Origin of the sequence: Chryseobacterium mulctrae (genome assembly GCF_006175945.1) — a bacterium.
In the GTDB taxonomy this organism is placed as follows: domain Bacteria; phylum Bacteroidota; class Bacteroidia; order Flavobacteriales; family Weeksellaceae; genus Chryseobacterium; species Chryseobacterium mulctrae.
In genome coordinates this window covers 1,725,458-1,750,353 of the sequence record NZ_VAJL01000001.1, presented here as the reverse complement: position 1 = coordinate 1,750,353, position 24,896 = coordinate 1,725,458, and the positions used below count along the sequence as shown (strand labels likewise).

The following is a 24,896-nucleotide window of genomic DNA, read 5'->3' as shown; positions in this document are numbered from 1 at the left end:
CTCCGTAGGAGCGAAACGTTCAAAATAATAAAAACAAAATAGGATGGAAAATAACGAAGAACAAAATTTAACAAATCAAAATTCTATTAATTTAAATAAAGAACAAAAAGATCAGGGAGAATTTCAATCGAGAATTGATATGATTGAGCTTCGTGAAAATTTAAATAAAGTAAAAACGGAGATTGCAAAAGTAATCGTCGGTCAGGAAAATATGGTTGAACATCTTTTAGCAGCTTTACTTTCTAACGGACACGTTTTAATTGAAGGCGTTCCGGGAGTAGCAAAGACTATTACGGCAAAATTATTGGCGAAAACTATTGATGTAGATTTTAGCAGAATACAGTTTACACCGGATTTGATGCCTTCCGATATTTTAGGAACGTCAATTTTCAGCATGAAAAATTCTGAATTTGAATTTAAAAAAGGACCAATTTTCTCAAGCTTTATTTTGATTGACGAAATTAACCGTTCACCTGCAAAAACGCAAGCGGCCTTGTTTGAGGTAATGGAGGAGAAGCAAATTACAATTGACGGAACCCGTTACGAAATGGATGAACCTTTCCTTGTTGTTGCTACTCAAAACCCAATCGAGCACGAAGGAACTTACCGACTTCCGGAAGCTCAGCTTGACCGATTTTTATTTAAAATTAATGTAGGTTATCCGAATTTGGAACAGGAAGTTGCAATTATAAAGAATCAACATGACAACAGACTTGAAGATAAGACTGAAGCGGTAAACAAAGTGATTACGGCACAACAGTTAAATAATTATCAGAAATTGGTAAAAGAAATCATTGTTGAATCTCAACTGATTGAATATATTGCTAAAATTATCATCAATACAAGAGAAAATCAATTTTTGTATTTGGGAGCTTCACCAAGAGCAAGTTTAGCATTATTAACGGCTTCAAAAGCTTTTGCAGCATTGAGAGGCAGAGACTTTGTAACGCCGGAAGATATTAAAGAAGCAAGTTATGCCGTGTTAAGACACAGAGTAATCGTTTCGCCGGAAAGAGAAATGGAAGGTTTGACAGCCGATGAAATCATCAGACAGATCTTGGAAGGAATAGAGATTCCTAGGTAAGTTGCAGGGAATAATAATTTCAGAATATCAATAAACATTATGTTTGTCATGCTGAAAGCATCTCCACAAAATTTATTAAGATTCCTCCGGAATGACAAAGATTCAGCTTAATTTTAAATACTAAACGGTTAATAATTATAGAAATAAAAAACCTAAAATCTGCAACCTTGAAGAATCTATACATCAATACACGCTTTTTTTTCGCACTCATCGGTGTAGGAATGCTCTATGTTTTAGCGTTTTTCTTTCCGTTTTTTATGATTTTGGGACATGGATTTTTATTATTGATTTTCCTTACTGCTTTTGTTGATTATTTGCTTGTTTTCAGACAGAAAGATGCTGTTTTAGCACAAAGAATTTTACCTGAAAAATTATCAAATGGTGATGAAAATGCAGTGAAAGTTGATATCAAAAATAATTATAGTTTTAAAATTAATGTAAAGGTGATTGATGAAATTCCTTTTCAGTTTCAGAAGAGAGATTTTTTGATAAGAAAAGAAATTCAGTCAGGAAAAAATACATTATTTCAATATTTTTTAGAACCAAAAGAACGTGGGGAATATAATTTTGGAGCTTTAAATATTTATGCTTCGTCACCGATTGGTTTCATTTCAAAAAGATTTATATTTCAGAAAGATACTTCTTTAGCTTCTTATCCCTCGTTTGTTCACTTAAGAAAATATGAACTGATGGCACTTCAGAACGAATTTTTATTAGGCGGAATCAAAAAAATCAGGAAACTGGGACACACAATGGAATTTGAGCAGATCAAAGAATATGTTCCCGGTGATGATGTGAGAACGATTAACTGGAAAGCTACCTCAAAGACCAATCGTTTGATGGTGAATCAGTTTCAGGACGAAAAATCGCAACGTATTTTTATGTTGATTGATAAAGGAAGAACGATGAAAATGCCTTTCAACGGCTTAAGTCTTCTTGATTATTCTATTAATGCGACAATGGCTTTGTCTCATATTATTCTGAAAAAAAGTGACCGAGCTGGAATGATGACATTTTCTAAAAAAGCTGAAAATAAAGTTGCTGCCGAAAATAAATCAGGACAATTAAGAAAAATTTCCGAAGCTTTATATAACATTAAAACCGATTTTTTTGAAAGCGATTTCAACAGACTGTATCAGGATGTAAAATACTCCATTAATCAGAGAAGTCTGGTTTTGCTTTTTACCAATTTTGAAACTTTGGATGGTCTAAACAGACAGATGAAATATCTGAGAGGAATGGCCAAAAACCATTTGCTGGTTGTGGTTTTCTTTAAAAATACAGAAATACAGAAACTGATGAATACCCATCCTGAAAGTATGCAGGGAATTTATGACGAAATCATTGCCGAAAAGTTTGAGTTTGAAAAGAAACTCATCATTCAGGAATTAAGAAAATACGGAATTTACTCAGTCTACACACTTCCCGAAAATCTGAATATTGACGTGATTAATAAATATCTTGAAATAAAAGCAAGAGGGATTTTGTAGATTTGCAATAAGAAATAAACAATAATGAAAATTACTTTAAACAGAATAAACGACGATTTTTTATTTGAATGTACCAATGCTCAGGGAAATTCAATTTTATTAGATAATACCTCTCAACCGGGAGCAAAAGGAGTTTCTCCTATGGAAAGTGTTTTGATGGCGGTTGCAGGATGCAGCGGAATTGACGTAGTTTCAATTTTGAAAAAACAAAGACAGGAAATTACAGGATTCCAAGCTGAAGTTGAAGGGGAAAGAATTCCTGTGGATGATGCAAAACCATTCAAATCAATTATGGTAAAGTTTTTATTGGAAGGAAATATTGATCCTAAAAAAGCCTTGAAAGCATCCGAATTATCTTTCGAAAAATACTGTTCGGTTTCAAAAACTTTAGAGCCTAATGTAGAAATCGGGTATGAAGTTTTTGTAAACGGAGAGAAAGTTGAGCAATAGAGTTGTAGAGTTTTAGGGTTTGAGAGTTTCAGAAAACAAAAATTGTTTATAATTCTCAAACTCTAGTAAGCTCAAACCCTCCAATCCAATTAAGCCAGTCTTGGCTTCATCAGTTTTGCCACAGTTGCAGTCCATCCTGTTTGATGCGAAGCTCCAACTCCGCGACCGTTATCTCCGTGGAAATATTCATAAAATGTGATGTAATCTTTGAAGTTTGGGTCATAATTAAATTTATAATTCCCGCCGTTGAAAGCGCGTTGTCCGCTTTCATCTTTCAGGAAAATAGAGCAGAGTCTTCCGCTGATATTTTGGGCTACTTCATCTAAGTTTTTCTTTTCACCACTTCCGGTAGGAAATTCCACTTTTAAGCTGTTTCCATAATAAAAATGGAAACGTTGTAAACTTTCAACAATCAAAAAATTAATCGGAAACCAAATCGGACCGCGCCAATTACTGTTTCCGCCAAACATTCTGCTGTCACTTTCTGCTGGCGTATAATAAACAACATTTTTATTACCATGAACTGTAAACACAAACGGGTTTTCTTCATAAACCTTAGACATGGCTCTGATTCCATAAGAACTTAGAAATTCTTTTTCATCCAACATTCTTGTTAGAACTTTTGTAAGTCGGTTTTTACGAAGAATACTCATCAAATGTTTTCTGCCGCTTCCTTCTTCGTCCCAGTGAGAAACTAAAGAAGTAAGTTCAGGTTTATTTTTTAAAACCCAATCCATTCTCTCCCGGAAATTAGGCATTTTACTGAGCAAATGATGATCGATAATTTCAACTGCAAACAAAGGAATCAATCCGACAATACTTCTCAGTCTTAGAGAAACACTTTCTCCGTTGGCCAACTGTAAAACATCGTAAAAGAAGCCGTCTTCCTCGTTCCAAAGACCTTCTTTGCCTTCACCCATGTTTTCCATGGCTTCCGCAATATAAAGATAGTGTTCAAAAAACTTGATGGCCATATCTTCATAAACCTGATAATATTGAGCCAATTCCATAGAAATTCGCATCATGTTTAGCGCATACATCGCCATCCAGCTCGTTCCATCGGCTTGCTCAAGATGTTCGCCGTCTTTCAATTCCATATTTCGGTCAAAAGCACCGATGTTATCTAATCCTAAAAATCCGCCGCCAAAAATATTTTTCCCGTTTTTATCTTTTCTGTTGACCCACCAGGTAAAATTCAGCAATAGTTTTTGGAAAACTTTTTCGAGGAATAAAAGGTCTGGTTTTCCGTTTGTTTTTTCATCAATTTTAAAAACCCTGAAGCACGACCATGCATGAACAGGTGGATTAACGTCACTCAGATTCCATTCATAAGCGGGCATTTGTCCGTTCGGATGCATATACCACTCCTTAGTAAGCAAAAGCAATTGGTTTTTCGCAAAATCGGCGTCAATAATAGCAAAAGGAACACAATGGAATGCCAAATCCCAAGTCGCATACCAAGGATATTCCCATTTATCAGGCATTGAGATGATGTCTTTATTGTGAAGATGTTCCCATTCTGTATTTCTTACATAATGATTAAAATCTCTTGGAGCTTCATAATTAGGGTCGCCTTTCAGCCATTTTCCAACATTGTAATGGTAAAATTGCTTGTTCCAAAGAAGCCCAGCAAAAGCTTGACGCTGCACATTCTTTTCATCATCATTAAATATATCCTGTTGAATTTCATCATAAAATTCATTCGCTTCATTAATTCTTGCATTAAAAATATCATAAAACTGATAGAAGGCATCATCCATATCATAAGGTGATAGCCTGAACTCAAAAACTTCAGACTGACCTCCTTCAATAACTTCATCAATGATGAAGGCTGCTTTTGTCCCCTTTCTTTCAGGATTTACAGTATTTTGCTGATGAATAATATAATCGTTGATTCCATCTTTATAGTAAGTATTTTCTACAGATGGAGTGCCATGAAGTTTGGGGTTATTGGTTTCATTTTCACAGAAAACCTGTTCTGCATTTTTATTTTTTGAATAAAACTTTTTAATGGGAAGACTGTCGTGAACCACGTTGATGCAGCCTTCTTTTCCACTTTCTACCTGACCTTTGTATTCATTATAACCCCATTTCCAGTTATTTCTAAACCAAGTTGTAGGTAAAATTACAATCGGGGCAGCTTGGTTACTTCTGTTGCAGACTGTAACACGAATTAAAATATCATGAGCATCAGATTTACAGTATTCTATGAAAATATCGAAATATTCATCTTTATCAAAAATTCCGGTATCGAAAAGTTCGTATTCAGGTTCTTTTTTGGTACGTCTTGCGTTTTCAGCTACGATTTCGTCATAAGGAAATTCATTGATAGGATATTTGTACACCATTTTCATATAGCTGTGAGTAGGTGTATTGTCAAGATAGTAGAAAATTTCTTTAATATCTTCTCCGTGATTTCCCTGCGGATTGCTCAGCCCGAAAAGACGTTCTTTTATTCTTTTATCTTTTTTATTCCAAAATGAAAGGGCAAAACAAAAAAGTTGTTTGGTATCTGAAATTCCCGCGATACCCTCTTCTCCCCATCGATACGTGTGGCTTTCTGCAATATCGTGGTTGGCAAAATGCCAAGCATTTCCGTTGGGGCTGTAGTCTTCGCGCACATTTCCCCATTGTCTGTTGCTTACATAAGGTCCCCAGTTTTTCCAGTCTTTATTTTGTAATCTTTGCTTTTCGATATTCATTTTCAGCCATTTTCATGGCTAAGTTAATTTTTTTGATAAATAATTCCAATTTTTTTAATCTGAATAATTATTAACAATCTTCTCAAAACCCTACTGTGATTATGTTTTATATTATTTATTAATTTTTTTTAATTTTTAAAATAAAAAGTTTTATCTTTGCACCATTCGTTCATTTACATATTGAAAATGTTATCAAGAAAGGTTGAGGGATTAGACCCTGTGAAACCTTAGCAACCCTTTGCGCAAGCAGAGAAGGTGCTACGTTCTACCAAATAAATTTATTTTGGACAGATAACTTACTGAAGTTCTTTTCAGCCATTCTCATGGCATTTTCAAATTTATTTTTTAATAATTATAAAATTGAAAACAGAACTGCAACATATTAATTTTTTGTACAAAACCGATTCTCAGAGAGAATATCATATCCCGTTAAGCTACCAGCTTTTCGGGAAAGAACTCTTTTCAGCACCCATCATTTTGATAAATCATGCCTTAACCGGAAACTCAAATGTTGCCGGAGAAAAAGGTTGGTGGAAACAATTGATTGGCGAAAATCAGATAATTGATACAAATAAATATACTGTACTCTGCTTCAATATTCCCGGAAATGGATATGACGATTTTTTTATTGACGAATATTCAGATTTTACCCCTTCAGATATTGCAAATATATTTCTGAAAGGTCTTGAATCTTTAAATATTAAAAACATATACGCTCTGATTGGAGGGTCTTTGGGTGGAGGAATCGGTTGGGAAATGCTTTCGAAAAAACCGGATTTAGTCGAAATTTTTATTCCCATTGCCTGTGATTCTAAAACTCATGATTGGTTGTATGCTCAATGTCTTGTTCAGAAATTTTTATTAAATGGAAATGATGAACCACTTCAAAAAGCCAGAATCCATGCAATGTTGTGCTACAGAACGCCTCAATCTTTAAACGACAGATTTCAAAATAAATGTAATCAGAAAAAACAACAGCTAGAATCTGAAGACTGGCTGATTTATCATGGGAAATCTCTTGCCGAAAGATTTAGTTTAAAATCTTATCAACTGATGAATCATTTACTGATGAATATCAATACAAACGAAAATATGTTGGAGAAAATTCAGGCACGAATGCACATGATCTCTGTAGATACAGATCTGTTTTTTCCTGCCTCTGAAATCAGAAACGGCTTTGAAAAGCTAAAGGAAAATAAAGAAGATGTTTTCTATCACGAGATCAAATCAGTTCATGGGCACGATGCCTTCTTAATGGAATACAGTCAATTAAATAATATCATAAATAACATTTTGTAGGAAAAAAAGAGTTTAAGGTAACTCTGTCTTATAAAAAAATTAAAAAAGGTTACAGATGAAAAGTAATGCAAACGAAATAAAATTTTTAAAGAACAGATCAATCATCAAATTTGAAGGAGAAGATTTTTTAGGTGAAATAGGGATTGATGGAAGAGTGTTTAAAGCGCTTACATTTGCGCGTATTAGTGTAGGAATAATTTCTCAGCAGGCGGTAGAAAACGGCTTGTCAATTCTTGTACATGAAGATGATTCTGAAAAAGCAGTAAACTGTCTGATAGAAGAGTTTGCTACGGAAAGAAAATCAGGAAAAGTTACTCAGATTTATAGTATCAACAATGTTTCTGTCATCGGTTTTGTGGCAGAAGATTTAAATAAAATACTTTCAGAATTGGCAAGAAATAACGTTTTTCCGTTACTTTTAAACCAAAATTCAAGCGAAAAACGTATCAATATTGTTGTGACATCTTCTCAGGATGAGAAAACTAAAAATATCATTGAATCTGAAATTTTCAAAAAACCAAAAACAGTTCACTTGGCAATTATCGGTCACGGAAATGTGGGGAAGACCTTAATAGAGCAGGTTTTACATTCTTCGGAAGAAATTAAAAGACGAAAAAATATACATCTGAAAGTCGTTGCTGTTGCCAATTCTAGAAAAATTGCTTTCAATAAAAAAGGTTTTGACAACCAATGGAGCAATGAGGTTTTTGCTTCTGAAAAAACTTCTAATGTAGATGAATTAATTAGTTTCTCTAAAGAAAACCAGCTTGAAAATCTAATTGTTGTTGATAATACAGCAAGTACAGATTTTGTCAAAAATTACCACGCTTTGGCAGAAAACGGGTTCGATTTAGTCTCTTCAAACAAAATTTTCAACACTCTTCCGATTGAAGAATACCGTAAACTAAGATATACGTTGAACAAAAATAATAAACGTTATTTGTATGAAACCAATGTTGGCGCAGGTTTGCCGTTAATTGATACGATAAAACTTTTACATCTTTCCGGTGAAAATATTACAAGAATAAAAGGTGTTTTTTCAGGAACATTGAGTTATGTATTCAACAATTTTTCTTTGAGAGATGATAAGTTTTCAACCATCGTTAATGAAGCTTTAGAAAAAGGTTTCACAGAACCAGATCCAAGAGAAGATTTATCAGGAAACGATGTAGCGAGAAAATTATTGATCTTGGCAAGAGAATTAGACTTAATTAATGAATTTAATGACATCAACATCCAAAACCTAGTTCCGGAAGCTTTATTGTCTATATCAAAACAAGAATTTCTTTCAAGGTTGGAAGAATTAGATAATGAATATGATAAAATTAAGAAAAATCAGAAGCCTGGTCACGTTTTAAGATATGTAGGAGATTTGCATGGAGATCTACAGAAAGAGAAAGGTAACCTCGATGTAAAGCTGATTTCTGTTCCTGCAACTTCAGCTTTGGGACAGCTGAAAGGTTCAGATTCTATTTTTGAGATCTATACCGAAAGTTATGGTGAAAACCCAATCGTTATCATGGGAGCCGGAGCCGGAGCAAAAGTAACGGCTAGAGGAGTTTTCGGAGATATTTTAAGATTAAGTGAAACGAAATAAATACGTAAGATGCTGGAAGATGGAAGTTTGAAGTCTTTCATCGCCGAAAAGTCCCGAAGGGACGATTTAACTCAGGATAGGATGAAATCCTGTCAAAAATAACAAATCAAATTATAACAATATAGTAACATGTCAATTTAAAAATTTGAAAAAATCATAATTAAATTGATGCATTGCTAAAAAGATAAATAAGTTTATGAGCGATAATAATCAACCAAAAACTAACAACGAGCAACTGTTAACAAACTTCGAGACTCTTGCTATAAGAACCCAAACTGAAAGATCTCAGTTTGACGAGCATTCTACACCTTTATATCTTACTTCAAGCTTTGTTTTTGAAGATGCGGAAGATATGAGAGCGAGCTTTGCCGAAGAAAAATCAAAAAATCTGTACAGCCGATTTTCAAATCCTAATGTTACAGAATTTACTGACAAAATCGTTAAAATGGAAGGCGCAGAAGCTGGTTATGCTTTCGCAACGGGAATGGCGGCAATTTATTCAACTTTTGCCACTTTGCTCAATGCGGGTGATCATATCGTAAGCTGTCAGTCGGTTTTCGGCTCTACACATACGTTGTTCACAAAATATTTTCCAAAATGGAATATCGAGACCACTTATTTCAAAGCAGAAGATTCTGAAAATGTTGAAAAATACATTCAGCCCAATACGAAAATTTTATATCTGGAAACGCCGACCAATCCAGCGATTGAAGTCTTAGATCTAGAATTTTTCGGAAAGATTGCAAAAAAGCATAATCTTATTTTCATTGTGGATAATTGTTTTGCAACTCCTTATTTACAGCAACCTATAAAATACGGTGCAGATATCGTTGTTCACTCAGCTACAAAATTAATTGACGGTCAAGGTCGTGTTTTGGGTGGAGTAGCAGTTGGTAGAGAAGATTTGATTCGTGAGATTTATCTTTTCGCAAGAAATACCGGACCTGCGATGTCGCCTTTCAATGCGTGGGTTTTGTCTAAAAGCCTGGAAACTTTGGCAATCCGTGTAGAAAGACACTGTGAAAACGCTTTAAAAGTTGCAGAATTTTTAGAAAGCCATCCGAATGTAAAACTGACGAAATATCCATTTCTTCCATCTCACCCAAGCTATGAGGTTGCGAAGAAACAGATGAGACTGGGCGGAAATATCGTAGCATTCGAAATCAAAGGTGGTATCGAAGGGGGCAGAAATTTTTTAGATAAAATAAAAATGTGCTCACTTTCTGCCAATCTTGGCGATACCAGAACGATTGTCACGCATCCCGCATCAACAACGCATTCCAAGCTTTCCGATGAAGAAAGAAATGAAGTGGGAATTACCGCCGGTTTGGTTCGTTGCTCGGTAGGTTTAGAAAATGTAGAAGATATTATTGCAGATTTAAAACAGGCTTTGGATTAATTCAATAGGAATGGGCTTTAGCCCGTTTTAGTGGATGAGTTGAGTGTAAGGCTTTAGCCGAAACTTAATTATTTGAGCAGCTTTTCCGCCTGAATTTATCCTGAGCTTGTCGAAAGACCTCGTTCAAGTCGGGTTGCAGAGATTCAGCGCAAAACCAGCCTTGTCAAGGTTCGAAACCTTGACAAGGCTTAGAAATAAGAAGTTTGAAATAAATAAAGAGTCCTGAAAGGATGATTTAAATCAGAATAGGATAAAATCCTATTAAAATGAAAACAACAATTTCAAAAAAAGTAAAATGAAAAATTCAGAACAACTATACAAAGCATTATCCGAAAGAATTTTAATTCTCGACGGAGCGATGGGAACCATGCTTCAGCGATATAAATTCGAAGAAGAAGATTACCGTGGAGAGCGTTTTAAAGATTGGGAACATCCTGTAAAAGGGAATAACGAACTTCTTTCTCTCACGCAGCCTGAAGCCATTGAAGAAGTTCACAGAAAATACCTTGAATCTGGAGCTGATATTCTGGAAACCAATACATTTTCCGGAACTACGATTGCGATGGCCGATTATTACATGGAAGAGTTGGTCTACGAACTAAACTATGAGTCTGCGAAAATTGCCAGAAAAGTTTGTTATGAGTTCACCGCTAAAAATCCGGACAAACCAAGATTTGTTGCAGGTTCTATTGGTCCTACGAACAGAACGGCAAGTTTAAGTCCGGATGTGAATGATCCTGGTTATCGTGCAATTACTTTTGAAGAGTTAAGATTAGCTTATAAACAACAGTCAGAAGCTTTATTAGACGGCGGTTCAGATATTCTTTTGGTAGAAACCATTTTCGATACTTTGAATGCAAAAGCTGCATTATTTGCGATCGATGAAATTCAGGAAGAAAGAGGAATTGAAATCCCGATCATGGTTTCAGGAACGATTACTGATGCTTCAGGAAGAACATTGAGCGGACAAACCGCAGAGGCTTTTTTGATCTCAGTTTCGCATTTAAATTTATTAAGTGTCGGGTTCAACTGTGCTTTGGGAGCAAACCAATTAACGCCTTATTTGGAAACATTAGCGCATAATTCAGACTTTTTTGTTTCGGCATATCCTAACGCAGGTTTACCAAATGCTTTCGGGCAATATGACGAATCTCCCGAATTTATGGCTGAGCAAATCAGAGAATATGTAGAAAAAGGATTGATTAATATTATTGGTGGATGTTGTGGTACAACGCCAGAACACATCAAAGCAATCGCTGATTTAGTTGATAAATACGAACCAAGAAAAGTGAAAAATTTTGTATGATTTTTGATTGTTGAAAATTTAGAACGAGTACACAAAATACTTTTTTTAAATACAAAAACAACAATCCCATGGAAAAGCCAATTTATCTCAAAAATCCGGACGACGCCAAACTGTTTAATGAATTAAGAAAAAGAGTGAACCAGCGAGTAGAAAAACTTCCCCAAAACAGAGATGTTTATATTAAGATCAAAGCGATTATTTTGCCTTTGATCTATTTTGGCTTGTATCTATTTGCTCTTTTAAATGCAGATCAACCGTGGATTTATATTTCGAGTTTTGTTTTAATGGGAATTTCATTGGTTTTGATTTATCTGAATTTAATTCACGAAGCGGCTCACAATAATATTTTTAAAAGCAAAAAACTGAACAGCATTGTTTTGCAGATTTTTGATTTTGTGGGAGCTAACTCATACATCTGGAAAAAAAGACATATTGCAGCTCATCACGCTTACCCAAATGTTGACGGTTGGGATACCGACATCGAACAGAGCGGACTTTTATTAATAGTTCCCTGGATCAAGGCAAAAGGAATTCAAAAATATCAGCATTTCTTTTTCTTTCTGGTTTATCCGCTTTATTTATTTAACTGGATGTTTATCAGAGATTTTAGAGATTTTTTTGATAATGAAAGGGTGATTCTGAAAACTCAGGGAAGAATTCCGGTTTCAGAAAAAATTAAAATGATCAGTTTCAAACTGTTTTATTTTTTTTATCAGATTGCCGTGCCTGTTTTATTTTTTAAAGTTTCCATAGGATTAGCTTTGGGAGCTTGGTTTTTACAGGTGATTGCAGCAAGTATTTTTGCACTTTTTGTGTTGTTGCCTTTGCATCCGCTTCCAGATAATGCTTTTCCGAAATTGGATAAAAAAAACGGACTTCCATTTAGCTGGCTTCGCCATCAATTGGAAGTTACGAATGATTTAAAAGAAAATAATTGGTTTGTTAGAAATATGTTAGGGAATTTCAACTTTCACGTTGCCCATCATCTTTTTCCGAATTACAGTTATATGTATTATAACGAAATCACCGAGGAAATTGAGCAGTTTGCTAGAGAATATAATCTGGGTTACAAGCGATTTCCAATTTTTACTGCTTTAGGCAAACATGTTGATTTGCTGAAGCAAAATGCGAATAACGCTTATTTTATTTTAGAAGAATAATTAAATGAAATATTTAAGATTATCAGGGCTTGAACCTCTGATTATTACTCCGGAATCTAATTTCATCAATGTTGGTGAAAGAACAAATGTTGCCGGATCTAAAAAGTTTTTAAGATTAATAAAAGAAGAGAAATTTTCTGAAGCCTTAGATATCGCAAGAGATCAGGTTGATGGTGGAGCTCAGATTCTTGATGTTAATTTTGATGACGGTTTGATTGATGGAAAAGCTTCCATGATTAAATTCCTGAATTTAATTGGTTCTGAACCAGATATTTCCAAAATTCCAATTATGGTCGATTCTTCCAAATGGGAAATTTTGGAAGCGGGTCTTCAGGTTGTACAAGGAAAATGTGTGGTCAATTCTATCAGTTTAAAAGAAGGAAAAGAAGAGTTTGTAAAACATGCCAAAGCAATCAAAAGATATGGAGCTGCCGTTATTGTGATGGCTTTTGATGAGGTTGGTCAAGCTGACAATTATGAAAGAAGACTTGAGATCACCAAAAGATCGTATGATATTTTGGTTAATGAGGTTAAGTTTCCTGCAGAAGATATTATTTTCGATTTAAATATATTTCCGGTAGCAACCGGGATGGAAGAACACCGTAGAAACGCAATCGATTTCATCGAAGCAACACGTTGGGTTCGCCAAAACCTTCCTTATGCTTCGGTAAGTGGAGGAGTTTCAAATGTTTCGTTCTCTTTCCGAGGAAATGATACGGTACGTGAAGCAATGCACTCGGTTTTCCTTTATCATGCCATTCAGGCCGGGATGAATATAGGAATTGTAAACCCGGCAATGCTTGAGGTTTATGATGAAATTAATAAAGAACTTTTAGAACTCGTTGAAGATGTAATTCTCGATAAAAGAGAAGATGCAACGGAGCGTCTTTTAGATTATTCAGAACGAAATAAATCGGTAAAAAAAGAAAAAGTTGAAGAATTAGAGTGGCGTACTCATCCTTTACAGGAGAGAATTACGCATTCTTTGGTGAAAGGAATTGACCGTTTTATAGAAGAAGATGTGGAAGAAGCAAGGTTGCAATCTGAGCGACCGCTTCATGTAATTGAAGTTAATTTGATGACCGGAATGGGCGTCGTTGGAGATTTGTTCGGAAGCGGAAAAATGTTTCTTCCACAGGTTGTAAAGTCTGCCCGTGTAATGAAAAAAGCAGTGGCTTATTTGCAGCCATTCATCGAAGCTGAAAAAGATGTTGCTCAAAAAGCTAACGGAAAAATTTTAATGGCAACCGTAAAAGGAGACGTTCATGATATTGGTAAAAATATTGTGAGCGTAGTTTTGGGATGTAACAATTATGAAATCGTCGATTTGGGTGTGATGGTTCCTGCTGAGAAAATCATACAAGCAGCTATTGATCATCAGGTTGATGTTATTGGTTTAAGTGGATTGATTACGCCAAGTTTGGATGAAATGGTCTACATCGCATCAGAATTGGAAAGACAGAATCTTAATTTTCCTTTATTAATCGGTGGTGCAACAACTTCTAAAGCGCATACTGCAGTTAAGATTGATCTAAAATATAAAAATGCTGTCGTTCATGTGAATGACGCTTCCAGAGCAGTAAATGTTGTCAGTTCTCTTTTGGGAGATCGGAATAAAGAATATGTAGACGATCTTAAAAATGACTATTCAGATTTTCGTGAAAAGTTTTTGAACAGACAGGTTGACAAAGAGTACGTTTCTCTGGAACAAGCAAGAGCTGATAAGTTTAAAATTGATTGGGAAAATGAAGAAATTTTCACCCCTAATCAACTGGGAATTCAGGTTTTTGAAAATCAGGATTTAGCAGAATTAATTCCGTTTATCGACTGGTCTCCATTTTTCAGAAGTTGGGATCTGCATGGGAAATATCCGAATATCCTTGAAGATGAGGTTGTAGGCGAACAAGCCAAAGAGTTATTTGCAGACGGACAGAAAATTCTAAAGAAAATTGTTGATGAGAAGTTATTAACAGCAAAAGCAATCTTCGGAATTTTTATAGCTAATTCAAACGAAACTGATGATATTTTGATTTATGATGAAAATAATCAGGAACAAGTTAAATTTTTAACCTTAAGACAGCAGGTTCAAAAGTCAAAAGGAAAAGATTATCTGGCGTTAAGTGATTTTATTGCCCCAAAAAGTACCGGAAAAACCGATTATATGGGAGCTTTTTGTGTAACAACAGGTTTCGGAACTGATGAATTATCAGATCAATACGAAAAAGATAATGACGACTACAATGCCATTATGGTAAAAGCCATCGCCGACCGTTTTGCAGAAGCTTATGCTGAATTTTTGCATAAAAAAGTCCGTACAGAATATTGGGGATATGCCAATCAGGAAAACTTGAGCAACGAAGATTTAATTGCTGAAAAATATAAAGGAATTCGTCCTGCTCCTGGTTATCCTGCGTGTCCTGATCACTTAGAAAAACATGCGATTTGGGATCTTTTGAAAGTGAAAGAGAATATTGGAGTGTACCTTACCGAAAGTTTAGCGATGTTTCCTACGGCGGCAGTTTCCGGATATTATTTTGGAAGCCCGCATGCCAAATATTTTGGTTTAGGAAAAATCACAGAAGAACAAGTGAAAGAATATTCAGAAAGAAAAGGAATTTCTTTGAGAGAGGCTAAAAAATGGCTTTCTCCAAATTTAGCAGACGGAATTTAATTTTTGAATTTTGCGGCGGCGAAGCCGCCGCAAAATCAAAAAAATTCTTTAAAAAATTAAAACTTACTATTATTAAATGAAAATCACAGACCATATAAAAAACGCCAACGGAAAAACTTTATTCTCCCTCGAAGTAGTTCCGCCTCAAAAGGGAATCGGAATTGAAGATTTATATAAAAATATTGACCCTTTGATGGAGTTTAAACCTCCATTTATTGATGTGACGACTTCTCGAGAAGAATATATTTATATCGACAAAGGAAATGGCTTGATGGAACGTAGAATTACCAGAATGCGTCCCGGAACTTTGGGGATTTGTTCGGCAATTCAGCATAAATATGGAGTTGATACTGTGCCACACTTACTTTGTGGTGGTTTCACTAAAGAAGAAACAGAATATCTTTTGGTAGATTGTATGTACCTCGGAATTGATAATATTATGGCTCTTCGTGGCGACGCGATGAAAGGTCATCAGTATTTTGAGCCTACTTTAGGAGGTCATGCAAGTGCGATGGATTTAGTCAATCAGATTAATAATTTAGGTCGCGGAAAATACCTCCATGATGATGAGCAAATTTGTGACGAACATAACAAATTCTGCATCGGAGTTGCTGGTTATCCAGAAAAACATATGGAAGCTCCTTCAATGAATTATGATTTGAAATGGCTGAAACAAAAAGTAGATGCAGGTGCAGACTATATTGTTACCCAAATGTTTTTTGATAATAAAAAATATATAGAATTTGTGAAAAAAGCTCGTGAAATGGGCATCACAGTTCCAATTATTCCGGGAATAAAACCGATTGCAACAAAAAAACATTTAAAATTATTGCCACAGGTTTTCAAAATAGATTTACCTGAAGATTTGATCAATGCTGTTGAAGGTGCTAAAAATAACGAAGCCGTAAAGCAAATCGGGGTTGAATGGGCAATTGCACAATGCAAAGAATTATTAGATTTTGGCGTCCCTGTTCTACACTTTTACTCGATGGGGAAAAGCGATAATATTAAAAAAGTAGCAGGAGAGTTGTTTTAATAAAATACGGCTGTTCATTTGGAACAGCCGTATTTTTGTTTTTTATTGATTTAAGAAAGTAACTAATTTTTTCAAGTCTTCCTCCTTATCAAATTTTATTTTATTTTCTTTGAAGAAAGCTGAAAGGGCTTCTTTTTTATCTGGAAATTGTTCTAAGATTTCTTTTTGGTTTTTAGGCTTTTTAATAAATCCTTTTGCTGTTTTTATATAGTAAAACGGTTCAAATGTCTTAAAGAAAGCAGGTCTGTCACTGTCATATGTGGTTTTTGCAAGTACAGCATCAGTAAATTTAGTTTTTATTTTTTTATAAAGTGCATTTTCTCCATTTACTAACTCATAAAAATATCCAGAAAATTCATCACCTGTTTTTAAATTTACTAAGGTTTCTTTAGTATTAACGTAGGTTACTCTAGAGAAATCTTCAGTGTCGGGTAAAATAAAGATTTCATTATTTTTTTGATATTCAATATTATCTTTAAAACTATTATATCTTGCCGGGGCTGTTTCAAAATTATCTTTAAATTTTGCTAAAACAAATTGTTTATTTGGATAGGGAGTACCTTTTATTTCATCATAGCTTAATGCTCTACTAGAACTTTTAGAATTTACTTGATTATAAAGACCTAAGTCAGTTGGAAGCGATATAGCACCAGTTGTTACTTGCCCATAAATTATTGTTAAAGAAAATAATGAGATTAAAATAAGTGTTCTTTTCATTGTCTAGGTAATTGTTATTTTTTCAAAATTACAAATAAAATTCATTTAATGTAGAATTATTTATAAATTTTTAAATTTATGATTTTAATATGTTATAAACGTAGTTTTCACTTAAATATTGCGAATTTGATAATGGTGTTTTATCTGGATATTTCATAAAGCAACTAAAAACTTTCATAGGTGTTAGTTTTTCTTTTTATTTCAAAAGATTTTTAGTTGATAAATACTTGATGAAAAAATATGCCGGAACGAAAATAAATAATAACCTTTATAGTTTCCCTTTTTTAATTACAATTCCGGATGCCTTTCAAACTCTTTATTTCTATCAAAAAGATACCTGTAAGTTGCCAGTTTTCTGGTAACTATCGTATCAAGATTTTCAGCTATTTTTATCATTTTTGGATTAAAATCACCAATCCATTGTAATTCAGTGGTTTTGAAATCGGTGTGCTTTCTTAAGTGTTGAGTTCCTTCCCAAATCATGTATCCTTCAAGACCTTTTTTCTGCCATTTGGGAACCACACCGAAAACGAGACCCACCATTTTCTCATTCTTTTTGAACTTTTTAACCCACAAAAATTTTAATTTTTCAATAATTCCGAATTTTCCGTTCAGGTATTTAAACCACTGATTCAGATCCGGAATATTCATCCACATGGCAACAGGTTTTTCATTTTCATAAACGAACCAGGAGATATGTTCATTAATGATCGGTTTCATTGTTTTAAACATTTTCAACGTTTTTGTCTCGTCTAAACATTTTCCTCCACCGTGTGAAGCCCAAGCTTTATTATAAATTAAGGTAAAGTCTTTTGCAAATTTCTCCAGATTGTTCTTTTTCATCGGTATTGCCAAAATCTCAGGATTTTTACTGTGTTTCGCATGCATCACTGTAAAAACTCTTGAAACTTCTGCGAAAATAGGTCTTGAAAAACACAGTTGTTCGAAATAAATTTTGAACCCGTAATTTTCAAAAAGCTCTTTGTAGTAAGGGAAATTATAATTCATTCCATATAAAGGTTCGATAAAACCTTCCGTTAGAAGTCCCCAAAATTTATCACGTTCCCCGAAATTGATAGGTCCGTCCATCGCTTCAATTCCTTTTTCCTGAAGCCAGTTTTTACAGTGATTAAAAATAAAATTGGCAGTTTCCTGATCGTTGATACAATCAAAAAAACCAATTCCACCAGTTGGTTGATTCTGTTCGTAAGATTTATTGATGAAAACAGCAACTTTCCCTACAGTTTCAGATTTTTTTTTAAATAAAAATCTTACACACTCTCCGTTTTTATAAAATTTATTTTTCTCAGGGTTAAAAACTTCGTTAATATCCTTATCTAAAGCTCTGATATAATTTTTGTCATGTTGATAAAGCCTTGCCGGGAAATCGAGAAACTCCTTTTTTTGATGGGTATTTTGTACTTCTTCAACAGTGATCATAACTTTTTAGCAGAATAAAACCGAAAGGTAATATTTTTCAGTATAAATTGAAATAGCCAAAAAGATTTTATCCGTATTTTTGTTGAAAAATTATTTAAAATGGTTGATTTTACCGATAACGATGATGATATTTTTACAGGAAAAGAGCATACGCCAATCCGTGAAGATGCTTTTGAGAAATCGCCACAGGAAAAAATAGAAAAGATTACCGAGCTTTTTGGTGAGATTATGGAAACATTAGGTCTTGATATGACCGATGATTCTTTGAAAGATTCTCCGAAAAGAGTCGCGAAAATGTATGTTAACGAAATTTTTGGAGGTTTACTTCCCGAAAATAAACCCGGCATTTCTACCTTTTCAAACAAGTACAAATACCGCCAAATGTTGGTGGAAAAAGATATTACGGTGTACTCTTTCTGCGAACATCATTTTTTACCGATAATAGGGAGAGCGCATGTTGCTTATATTTCAAACGGAGAGGTAATTGGTCTTTCAAAAATCAACAGGATTGTAGATTACTATGCCAAAAGACCGCAGGTTCAGGAGAGATTGACGATGCAGATTGTAGATGCATTAAAAGAAGCGTTGGGAACAAAAGATGTCGCTTGTATTATTGATGCTAAACATCTTTGTGTAAATTGCAGAGGAATAAAAGATACGGCAAGTTCTACAATTACGGCAGAATTGAGTGGGATTTTCAGAACCAATCCTATTACAAGACAAGAGTTTCTACATTATGTAGGAAGCCATGCAAAACTGGATTATTAAAATTTAAAATAATGATAAAATTTAGAAAAGTTTCAAATCAGATATTCATCACAACCATTATTTGTTGTTGCTGTGAATGCTGCTATTAAAGATTTCTTTCTTTTAATATGTGAAACTGTAAAATAAATTTAAAAATCATTAAATCAAAAATAAATGCAACTAAAAATATACAACTCTCTTGCGGGAGAAAAAGAAATATTTAAACCAATTTTAGAAGGAAATGTTGGAATGTACGTTTGTGGACCGACCGTTTACAGCAATGTGCATTTAGGAAATGTGCGAACTTTTCTTTCCTTCGATTTTATCTACAGAAGTTTAACGCATCTTGGGTATAAGGTAAGATATGTAAGAAATATTACTGATGCAGGTCACCTTACCGATGATGGAGATGTTAATAACGACCGTTTTGTAAAGCAAACCCGACTTGAGAAATTAGAACCGATGGAAATTGTGCAGAAATATACTGTAGATTTTCACAAGGTTTTAGACATGTTCAATCTATTGCCTCCAAATATTGAGCCTACTGCGACTGGTCACATCGTAGAGCAAATTGAATTGACTCAGAAATTAATTGAAACAGGTTTCGCTTACGAAAGCAATGGTTCTGTTTATTTCGATGTGTTGGAATATAATGCAAGAGGCTTAAATTACGGTGAACTTTCAAAACGTAACATCGAAGAACTTTTTGCCAATACAAGAGATCTAGACGGTCAAGGTGAAAAGAAAAATCCTCAGGATTTTGCATTATGGAAAAAAGCTTCTCCGGCGCATATTATGCGTTGGAATTCTCCTTGGGGAGAAGGTTTCCCGGGATGGCATCTTGAATGTACTGCGATGAGCACGAAATATTTAGGAGAAACTTTCGATATTCACGGTGGAGGAATGGATTTGAAATTTCCGCACCACGAATGTGAAATTGCACAGGGAAAAGCTTGCAACGGAGCTTCTCCGGTAAATTACTGGATGCACGCTAATATGTTGACAATGAATTCTCAACGTATGAGTAAATCAACGGGGAATTATATTTTACCAATGCAGTTGGTTTCTGGTGAGAATGATTTTTTTGAAAAATCTTTTCATCCTGCGATTGTTCGTTTTTGCTTTTTACAGGCACATTACAGAAGTGTTTTAGATATTTCTAATGATGCAATGTTGGCAAGTGAAAAAGGATTCAGTCGATTGATGGAAGCCTTAAAAATATTAAATTTAATCACTCCGAATGATGAGAAACAGTCTGGTTTCAGTTTGGAAGATTGGAAAACAAAATGTTATGATGCTTTAACAGATGATTTCAATTCACCTGTGCTGATTGCTCATTTATTTGAAGCGGTGAAGTTTATTTTTGCTTTAAAAGATGAAAAAGAAACAATTTCTGCTAAAAATCTTGAAGATTTAAAATCAACATTAAATGCTTTTGTTTTTGATGTTTTAGGATTGCAGAATATTGAAGAAAATAATAATGAAAAACTTGATCAGACGTTACAGGTTTTAATTGAATTAAGAAATCAGGCAAGAAAATCTAAAAACTTTGACCTTTCAGACCAGATCAGAGATAAACTTTTAGCAGAAGGAATTGAGCTGAAAGATGGAAGAGAAGGTACAACTTACGTTTTGAACTAAAGAAAGTTTTTCAATTTATATCTCTCGCAGATTTAAAGATTACCCAGATTTTTTACAAATAATTATCTGATCAATCTTTAAAATCTGCGAGAGTTTTTTTATGCTAAAAATTGTTATATTTTTAATAATATTTTTTCAAAATCCAATTCAAAAATTGTTTAACTTAGTAAGACTAAAACAATTACAAATAAAAATTAACACATGAAAAAACATTTATTCCCTATTATCTTATTATTACTTGGAAATACAATCAATGCGCAACAGGATTTTTTTGCATTGGCAGGAAAAGATTCTCCAAGAATTGAGTTTAATGATTTCCGTGCGATGAATTCAGACGGAACTTCCGCTGAAAGTATTTTCGGAGTTTCTTCAGAGGCAAAAGTGGTTTCCCAATCTAGAAAAACAGCAGTTACCGAAGATAAAACTTCTTATAATCATGCTCAGTCGATGAATTTGGCGGCTTTAGCTTTAGATTCTTCAGGCAATAATTTGGTGTATATGCCAATGTTTTCGTCTAATATCTATGTTCTAAATCAGAAAACAAAAGAAATTACTTTAGTTGAAAATACTGTGGCAAGAGTTACTTCTTGTGATATCAATTCTCATATTACAAGAATGGCAACCGGTTATGATGGAAATATTTATGCAATCAATAATGCAGGAACGCAATTTATTCAAATCAGTAAAAAGAACAATCAATACATTGTAAATGATCTTGGTATTATTAAAGATGATGCTTCAAACGGTAAAAACTCATTTACTGAGATGACAACAGGTTTTGGTGGCGATATGATTGCTGATGCAGATAATAACTTCTACGTTTTTGCAGCTTCTGGAAATGTATTTAAAGTTTCAACGAAAGAATTAAAGGCAAAATTTGTAGGTAAAATTACAGGTTTGCCTGAAGCGTATTCTATAAATGGAGCTGCAGTAAATTCTAAAGGAAAAGTAGTGATTGCAAGCGCAAAAGGGGCGGCTTTGTATGAATTGAATCTTAATAATTTGGAAGCAAAACAACTTCCGGGTGAACAGAATTTGCATATTTATGATTTGGCAAGTAAATATTTTGCAAACGACAGAATCGCTGCTGTAAATACTTTGGCGAATATTGATATTTATCCAACAAAAGTTGATGAACAAACGATTACGGTGAATGTAAATGATAAAGCTGTCAAAGGAAATATTAAAGTGAATATTTTTGATGTTTCAGGAAAATCGGTGATGTCAACAACTTTATCTGTAAAAGACGGAAACCTTAATCAGCAGATTCAGCTTAGAAATCTGGTAACCGGAACTTATGTGGTGAGCATCACAGAAGAATCTGGTAAAAACTTATTGTCTAAGAAAATTTTGGTTACTAAATAAATTGACTTTGTTATAATATTTAAAGACCTTTCTTCAGTATTGAGGAAAGGTTTTTTAATGAATATTTGATATTGCAACAGCTTGTTTTTCAATTTTTAAGCGTATTTTTAGGGAAAATAGACATCGATGAAATTGTATTTTAATATTGAATATCATGCAAAACCAGGCGAGAGACTGGAACTTATTGTTGATGAAAAAGATTCTGCTGCCCGAAGCTACATGATGTTTCATACCGAAAATGGTTTGTGGAAATGTGAAGTAGATTTTTTTTCTAAATCAATTGCTTACAAATATCAGCTTAAAGACGAAAGAGGAAATATTTTGCGGGAAGAGTTTGTTCTGCATCATTTGGGTTTTCCTCACAACTATAAAGAGTTTTTAATTTTCGATGAATGGAACAGCAAAAACTTTCCGGAAAATTATCTGAACAATAAAATTTTAAGAAACAAACTTTCCCAATTAGTTCCACGAAAAATCTCGGTCTTAAAAAAACACACTCATTTATTCAGAATTGAAGCACCGGTTTATAATCCTAACTGGGAAATTGTTTTAATAGGAAATACACCTTCTTTAGGTAATTGGAGCTATGAAAATTCAATTCATTTATCTCAGACTGATTTCGGGATTTGGGAAGCTTCTGTTGATATTCCGGAAATTCAGCTTATTCAGTATAAATACGCCATTTTTGATACAATTGAAGGGGAAATAATTGATATAGAAAGTGGTGAAAACAGGTCAACAGTTCCAAATCAACAGAATGATGTTTTGCAGATTGTAGCAGATCATTATTTCAGATTTAAATCTTATCAAATGTATCACGATGCGGGTGTTGCAGTTCCTGTTTTTTCTTTAAGAACTCAAGATGGTTTTGGTGTAGGAGAATTTTCTGATTTAAAAAAACTTGCAGATTGGGCAGATAAAGCTTCTTTAGGGATTATTCAGATTTTACCGATTAATGACACAACGGCTAATTATTCATGGACGGATTCTTATCCTTATGCGGCAGTTTCGGTATATGCTTTACATCCACAATATATTTCTATTGAAGATCTTGATTTTGAATTACCGAAAGAACTAGTTGAAGAGTTTCATGCAAAAAAATCAGAATTAAATTCCTTAGATTTAATTGATTACGAAAAAATGATTTCCGCAAAATGGAAATATCTTAAAGCTGTTTTCAATACCGAAAAAGAAAAGATTTATAAAGACAGAAGTTTCAAAAAGTTTATCAAAGATAATGAAGAATGGCTTTTACCCTATTCTGCATTTTGTGTTTTGAGAGATAAATACAAAACACCGAATTTTAACGAGTGGAAAACCCATAAAAAATATATTGCTGGTAAAATTTTACCATTTTTCTCAGCAAAAAATAAAGATTATGATGCTTCGATGCTTCATGCATGGGTACAGTTTCAACTTCATAAACAATTGAAAGATGCTGTTGATCATATTCATGGTTTAGGAATTTCGTTAAAAGGAGATTTACCGATTGGAATTTATAGACATTCTGTTGAAGCATGGGCGGAACTTGATTTATTCGGAATGGATTTCCAAGCAGGAGCACCTCCGGATCAGTTTACGGAAATCGGGCAGAATTGGGAATTTCCGACGTACAATTGGGAAGCGATGAAAGCGGATGATTATAGGTGGTGGAAAAATAGATTCAAAGCATTAGAACAGTATTTTGATGCAATGAGAATCGATCATATTTTAGGATTTTTCAGAATCTGGAGAATGCCGATTTCTGCAACTCAGGGAATTTTGGGATATTTTTATCCGGCTGTTCCGGTCATTTTTGATGAATTTAAAGCGAGACATATTCCTTTTGATTTTGAAAGATATTGTAAACCTTTCATTAATGATGAAATTCTGTGGAAATATTTTGGGAAAGAAACTTTTAAAGCTTTACAGTTTATCCATAAAAATTCAGACGGAACTTATCAATTTAAAGAAGAGTTTAATACTCAAAGAAAGATTGCAGATTATTTTAAAAATCAACCTGAAGATATTTCTGAAAAATTAATTTCGCTTTGTGCGAATGTTTTATTCTTGACTGAGGAAAAAAACGGCGAAACGGTATATCATCCGAGATTTAATATTTTTAAAACTGAATCTTACCAATATCTTTCTGATTGGGAAAGAAAGTCTATTTACGAGCTTTATCAGGACTATTTCTTTAAAAGACAGGATTATTTATGGAAAGAAAAAGCGATGGAAAAACTTCCGGTCATCCTGAACGCAACAGATATGTTGATTTGCGGTGAAGATTTGGGCATGGTTCCGGATTGTGTTCCTGAAGTTATGGATGAATTGGCAATTGTCGCATTGAAAGTTCAACGTATGCCTTCCGGAAATATTCCGTTTTCTAATCCTAAAAAAGCAGGATATATGAATGTGGTTACGGCTTCTTCGCATGACAGTTCAACGCTTCGTCAATGGTGGAAAGAAAATCCAGGATCTACGCAGATTTATTTTAATCAACAATTAAATCAAAATGGAAAAGCGCCCAGTGATTTAGAACCTTATTTAGCCGAAATTATAATGAAACAGCATCTTTACAACGATGCAATGTTGGCAATTTTCCCTATTCAGGATTTCTTTGCAATGGATGAAAATTTGATCAATTCGAAGATTGAGAATGAAAGAATTAATAATCCTGCAGTGTTTCCGCACTATTGGCGTTATAGAATGCAGTTAAACCTTGAAAATTTAACAGAAAATGTAGAATTTAATCAAAAGGTTTCAAATTGGATTAATGAAAGTGGAAGACGTTGATTAAAATTATTGTATTG

The 24,896-nt window shown here is 34.0% G+C and carries 17 protein-coding genes and 1 riboswitch; of the genes, 14 read left to right on the top strand and 3 right to left on the bottom strand.

What is annotated here, in order from left to right; genetic code table 11:
* Positions 1–139: 139 nt before the first annotated feature.
* From FDY99_RS07770 to FDY99_RS07760, 3 genes are all read left to right on the top strand, one after another.
* Positions 140–1,084 (top strand): AAA family ATPase, encoded by a 945-nt coding sequence (locus tag FDY99_RS07770; protein ID WP_378087488.1) that lies wholly within the window; start codon positions 140–142, stop codon positions 1,082–1,084.
* A 167-nt stretch (positions 1,085–1,251) separates the two neighbouring features.
* The gene (locus FDY99_RS07765; RefSeq protein WP_139420506.1) at positions 1,252–2,574 is read left to right on the top strand and encodes a DUF58 domain-containing protein; all 1,323 of its coding nucleotides are present in this window, start codon (positions 1,252–1,254) and stop codon (positions 2,572–2,574) included.
* 24 nt (positions 2,575–2,598) lie between these two features.
* Positions 2,599–3,024 carry an OsmC family protein gene (locus FDY99_RS07760; protein WP_139420504.1) on the top strand — a complete coding sequence of 142 codons (426 nt, stop codon included), beginning with the start codon at positions 2,599–2,601 and terminating at the stop codon, positions 3,022–3,024.
* An 89-nt stretch (positions 3,025–3,113) separates the two neighbouring features.
* Here the strand turns inward: FDY99_RS07760 and FDY99_RS07755 are convergent, their stop codons facing one another.
* Entirely contained in the window at positions 3,114–5,726 is a 2,613-nt protein-coding gene (locus tag FDY99_RS07755) for an MGH1-like glycoside hydrolase domain-containing protein (RefSeq protein ID WP_139420502.1), read from the bottom strand.
* 186 nt (positions 5,727–5,912) lie between these two features.
* A riboswitch (SAM riboswitch) is annotated at positions 5,913–6,024 on the top strand.
* Positions 6,025–6,086: 62 nt separating this feature from the next.
* Here FDY99_RS07755 and FDY99_RS23695 point away from each other — a divergent pair.
* From FDY99_RS23695 to metF, 7 genes are all read left to right on the top strand, one after another.
* Positions 6,087–7,025: an alpha/beta fold hydrolase gene (locus FDY99_RS23695; protein ID WP_139420500.1), complete on the top strand. Its 939-nt coding sequence runs from the start codon at positions 6,087–6,089 to the stop codon at positions 7,023–7,025.
* Between the two features lie 55 nt (positions 7,026–7,080).
* Positions 7,081–8,622, top strand: coding sequence for an ACT domain-containing protein (locus tag FDY99_RS23690; RefSeq protein ID WP_139420498.1), 1,542 nt, complete (start codon positions 7,081–7,083; stop codon positions 8,620–8,622).
* A 196-nt stretch (positions 8,623–8,818) separates the two neighbouring features.
* Positions 8,819–10,021 (top strand): O-succinylhomoserine sulfhydrylase, encoded by a 1,203-nt coding sequence (locus FDY99_RS07740; RefSeq protein WP_139420496.1) that lies wholly within the window; start codon positions 8,819–8,821, stop codon positions 10,019–10,021.
* Between the two features lie 295 nt (positions 10,022–10,316).
* A complete protein-coding gene (locus FDY99_RS07735; protein WP_139420494.1) occupies positions 10,317–11,327 on the top strand; it encodes a homocysteine S-methyltransferase family protein in 1,011 nt (336 codons plus the stop codon).
* Between the two features lie 68 nt (positions 11,328–11,395).
* Positions 11,396–12,487: a fatty acid desaturase family protein gene (locus FDY99_RS07730; RefSeq protein WP_139420492.1), complete on the top strand. Its 1,092-nt coding sequence runs from the start codon at positions 11,396–11,398 to the stop codon at positions 12,485–12,487.
* Positions 12,488–12,491: 4 nt separating this feature from the next.
* The gene (metH, locus tag FDY99_RS07725) at positions 12,492–15,158 is read left to right on the top strand and encodes a methionine synthase (RefSeq protein WP_139420490.1); all 2,667 of its coding nucleotides are present in this window, start codon (positions 12,492–12,494) and stop codon (positions 15,156–15,158) included.
* A 76-nt stretch (positions 15,159–15,234) separates the two neighbouring features.
* A complete protein-coding gene (metF, locus tag FDY99_RS07720) occupies positions 15,235–16,194 on the top strand; it encodes a methylenetetrahydrofolate reductase [NAD(P)H] (RefSeq protein ID WP_139420488.1) in 960 nt (319 codons plus the stop codon).
* A 42-nt stretch (positions 16,195–16,236) separates the two neighbouring features.
* On the opposite strand, the gene FDY99_RS07715 is transcribed toward metF, so the two are convergent.
* Both FDY99_RS07715 and FDY99_RS07710 read right to left on the bottom strand, forming a co-directional pair.
* Positions 16,237–16,911, bottom strand: a complete 675-nt coding sequence (locus FDY99_RS07715; RefSeq protein ID WP_139420486.1) for a hypothetical protein — start codon at positions 16,909–16,911, stop codon at positions 16,237–16,239.
* A 288-nt stretch (positions 16,912–17,199) separates the two neighbouring features.
* Positions 17,200–18,351, bottom strand: a complete 1,152-nt coding sequence (locus FDY99_RS07710; RefSeq protein ID WP_139420484.1) for a hypothetical protein — start codon at positions 18,349–18,351, stop codon at positions 17,200–17,202.
* Between the two features lie 99 nt (positions 18,352–18,450).
* On the opposite strand from FDY99_RS07710, the gene folE reads away from it, so the two are divergent.
* The 4 genes from folE to FDY99_RS07690 all read left to right on the top strand — a co-directional run bounded on the left by folE (position 18,451) and on the right by FDY99_RS07690 (position 24,879).
* The gene (folE, locus tag FDY99_RS07705; RefSeq protein WP_074231021.1) at positions 18,451–19,119 is read left to right on the top strand and encodes a GTP cyclohydrolase I FolE; all 669 of its coding nucleotides are present in this window, start codon (positions 18,451–18,453) and stop codon (positions 19,117–19,119) included.
* A gap of 153 nt (positions 19,120–19,272) precedes the next feature.
* Positions 19,273–20,739, top strand: a complete 1,467-nt coding sequence (cysS, locus tag FDY99_RS07700; protein ID WP_139420483.1) for a cysteine--tRNA ligase — start codon at positions 19,273–19,275, stop codon at positions 20,737–20,739.
* Positions 20,740–20,940: 201 nt separating this feature from the next.
* On the top strand, positions 20,941–22,104 hold the full coding sequence (locus FDY99_RS07695; protein ID WP_139420481.1) for a T9SS type A sorting domain-containing protein: 1,164 nt from the start codon (positions 20,941–20,943) through the stop codon (positions 22,102–22,104).
* A 126-nt stretch (positions 22,105–22,230) separates the two neighbouring features.
* Positions 22,231–24,879 carry a 4-alpha-glucanotransferase gene (locus FDY99_RS07690; RefSeq protein WP_139420479.1) on the top strand — a complete coding sequence of 883 codons (2,649 nt, stop codon included), beginning with the start codon at positions 22,231–22,233 and terminating at the stop codon, positions 24,877–24,879.
* Positions 24,880–24,896 lie beyond the last annotated feature (17 nt).

What these genes read in the sequence shown, in the direction of transcription:
- FDY99_RS07770 (WP_378087488.1), top strand. Translation starts at nt 140, where the DNA reads ATGATTGAGCTTCGTGAAAATTTAAATAAAGTAAAAACGGAGATTGCA.
- FDY99_RS07760 (WP_139420504.1), top strand. Translation starts at nt 2,599, where the DNA reads ATGAAAATTACTTTAAACAGAATAAACGACGATTTTTTATTTGAATGT.
- FDY99_RS07755 (WP_139420502.1), bottom strand. Translation starts at nt 5,726, where the DNA reads ATGAATATCGAAAAGCAAAGATTACAAAATAAAGACTGGAAAAACTGG.
- FDY99_RS23690 (WP_139420498.1), top strand. Translation starts at nt 7,081, where the DNA reads ATGAAAAGTAATGCAAACGAAATAAAATTTTTAAAGAACAGATCAATC.
- FDY99_RS07740 (WP_139420496.1), top strand. Translation starts at nt 8,819, where the DNA reads ATGAGCGATAATAATCAACCAAAAACTAACAACGAGCAACTGTTAACA.
- FDY99_RS07735 (WP_139420494.1), top strand. Translation starts at nt 10,317, where the DNA reads ATGAAAAATTCAGAACAACTATACAAAGCATTATCCGAAAGAATTTTA.
- FDY99_RS07730 (WP_139420492.1), top strand. Translation starts at nt 11,396, where the DNA reads ATGGAAAAGCCAATTTATCTCAAAAATCCGGACGACGCCAAACTGTTT.
- metH (WP_139420490.1), top strand. Translation starts at nt 12,492, where the DNA reads ATGAAATATTTAAGATTATCAGGGCTTGAACCTCTGATTATTACTCCG.
- metF (WP_139420488.1), top strand. Translation starts at nt 15,235, where the DNA reads ATGAAAATCACAGACCATATAAAAAACGCCAACGGAAAAACTTTATTC.
- FDY99_RS07715 (WP_139420486.1), bottom strand. Translation starts at nt 16,911, where the DNA reads ATGAAAAGAACACTTATTTTAATCTCATTATTTTCTTTAACAATAATT.
- FDY99_RS07710 (WP_139420484.1), bottom strand. Translation starts at nt 18,351, where the DNA reads ATGATCACTGTTGAAGAAGTACAAAATACCCATCAAAAAAAGGAGTTT.
- folE (WP_074231021.1), top strand. Translation starts at nt 18,451, where the DNA reads ATGGTTGATTTTACCGATAACGATGATGATATTTTTACAGGAAAAGAG.
- cysS (WP_139420483.1), top strand. Translation starts at nt 19,273, where the DNA reads ATGCAACTAAAAATATACAACTCTCTTGCGGGAGAAAAAGAAATATTT.
- FDY99_RS07695 (WP_139420481.1), top strand. Translation starts at nt 20,941, where the DNA reads ATGAAAAAACATTTATTCCCTATTATCTTATTATTACTTGGAAATACA.
- FDY99_RS07690 (WP_139420479.1), top strand. Translation starts at nt 22,231, where the DNA reads ATGAAATTGTATTTTAATATTGAATATCATGCAAAACCAGGCGAGAGA.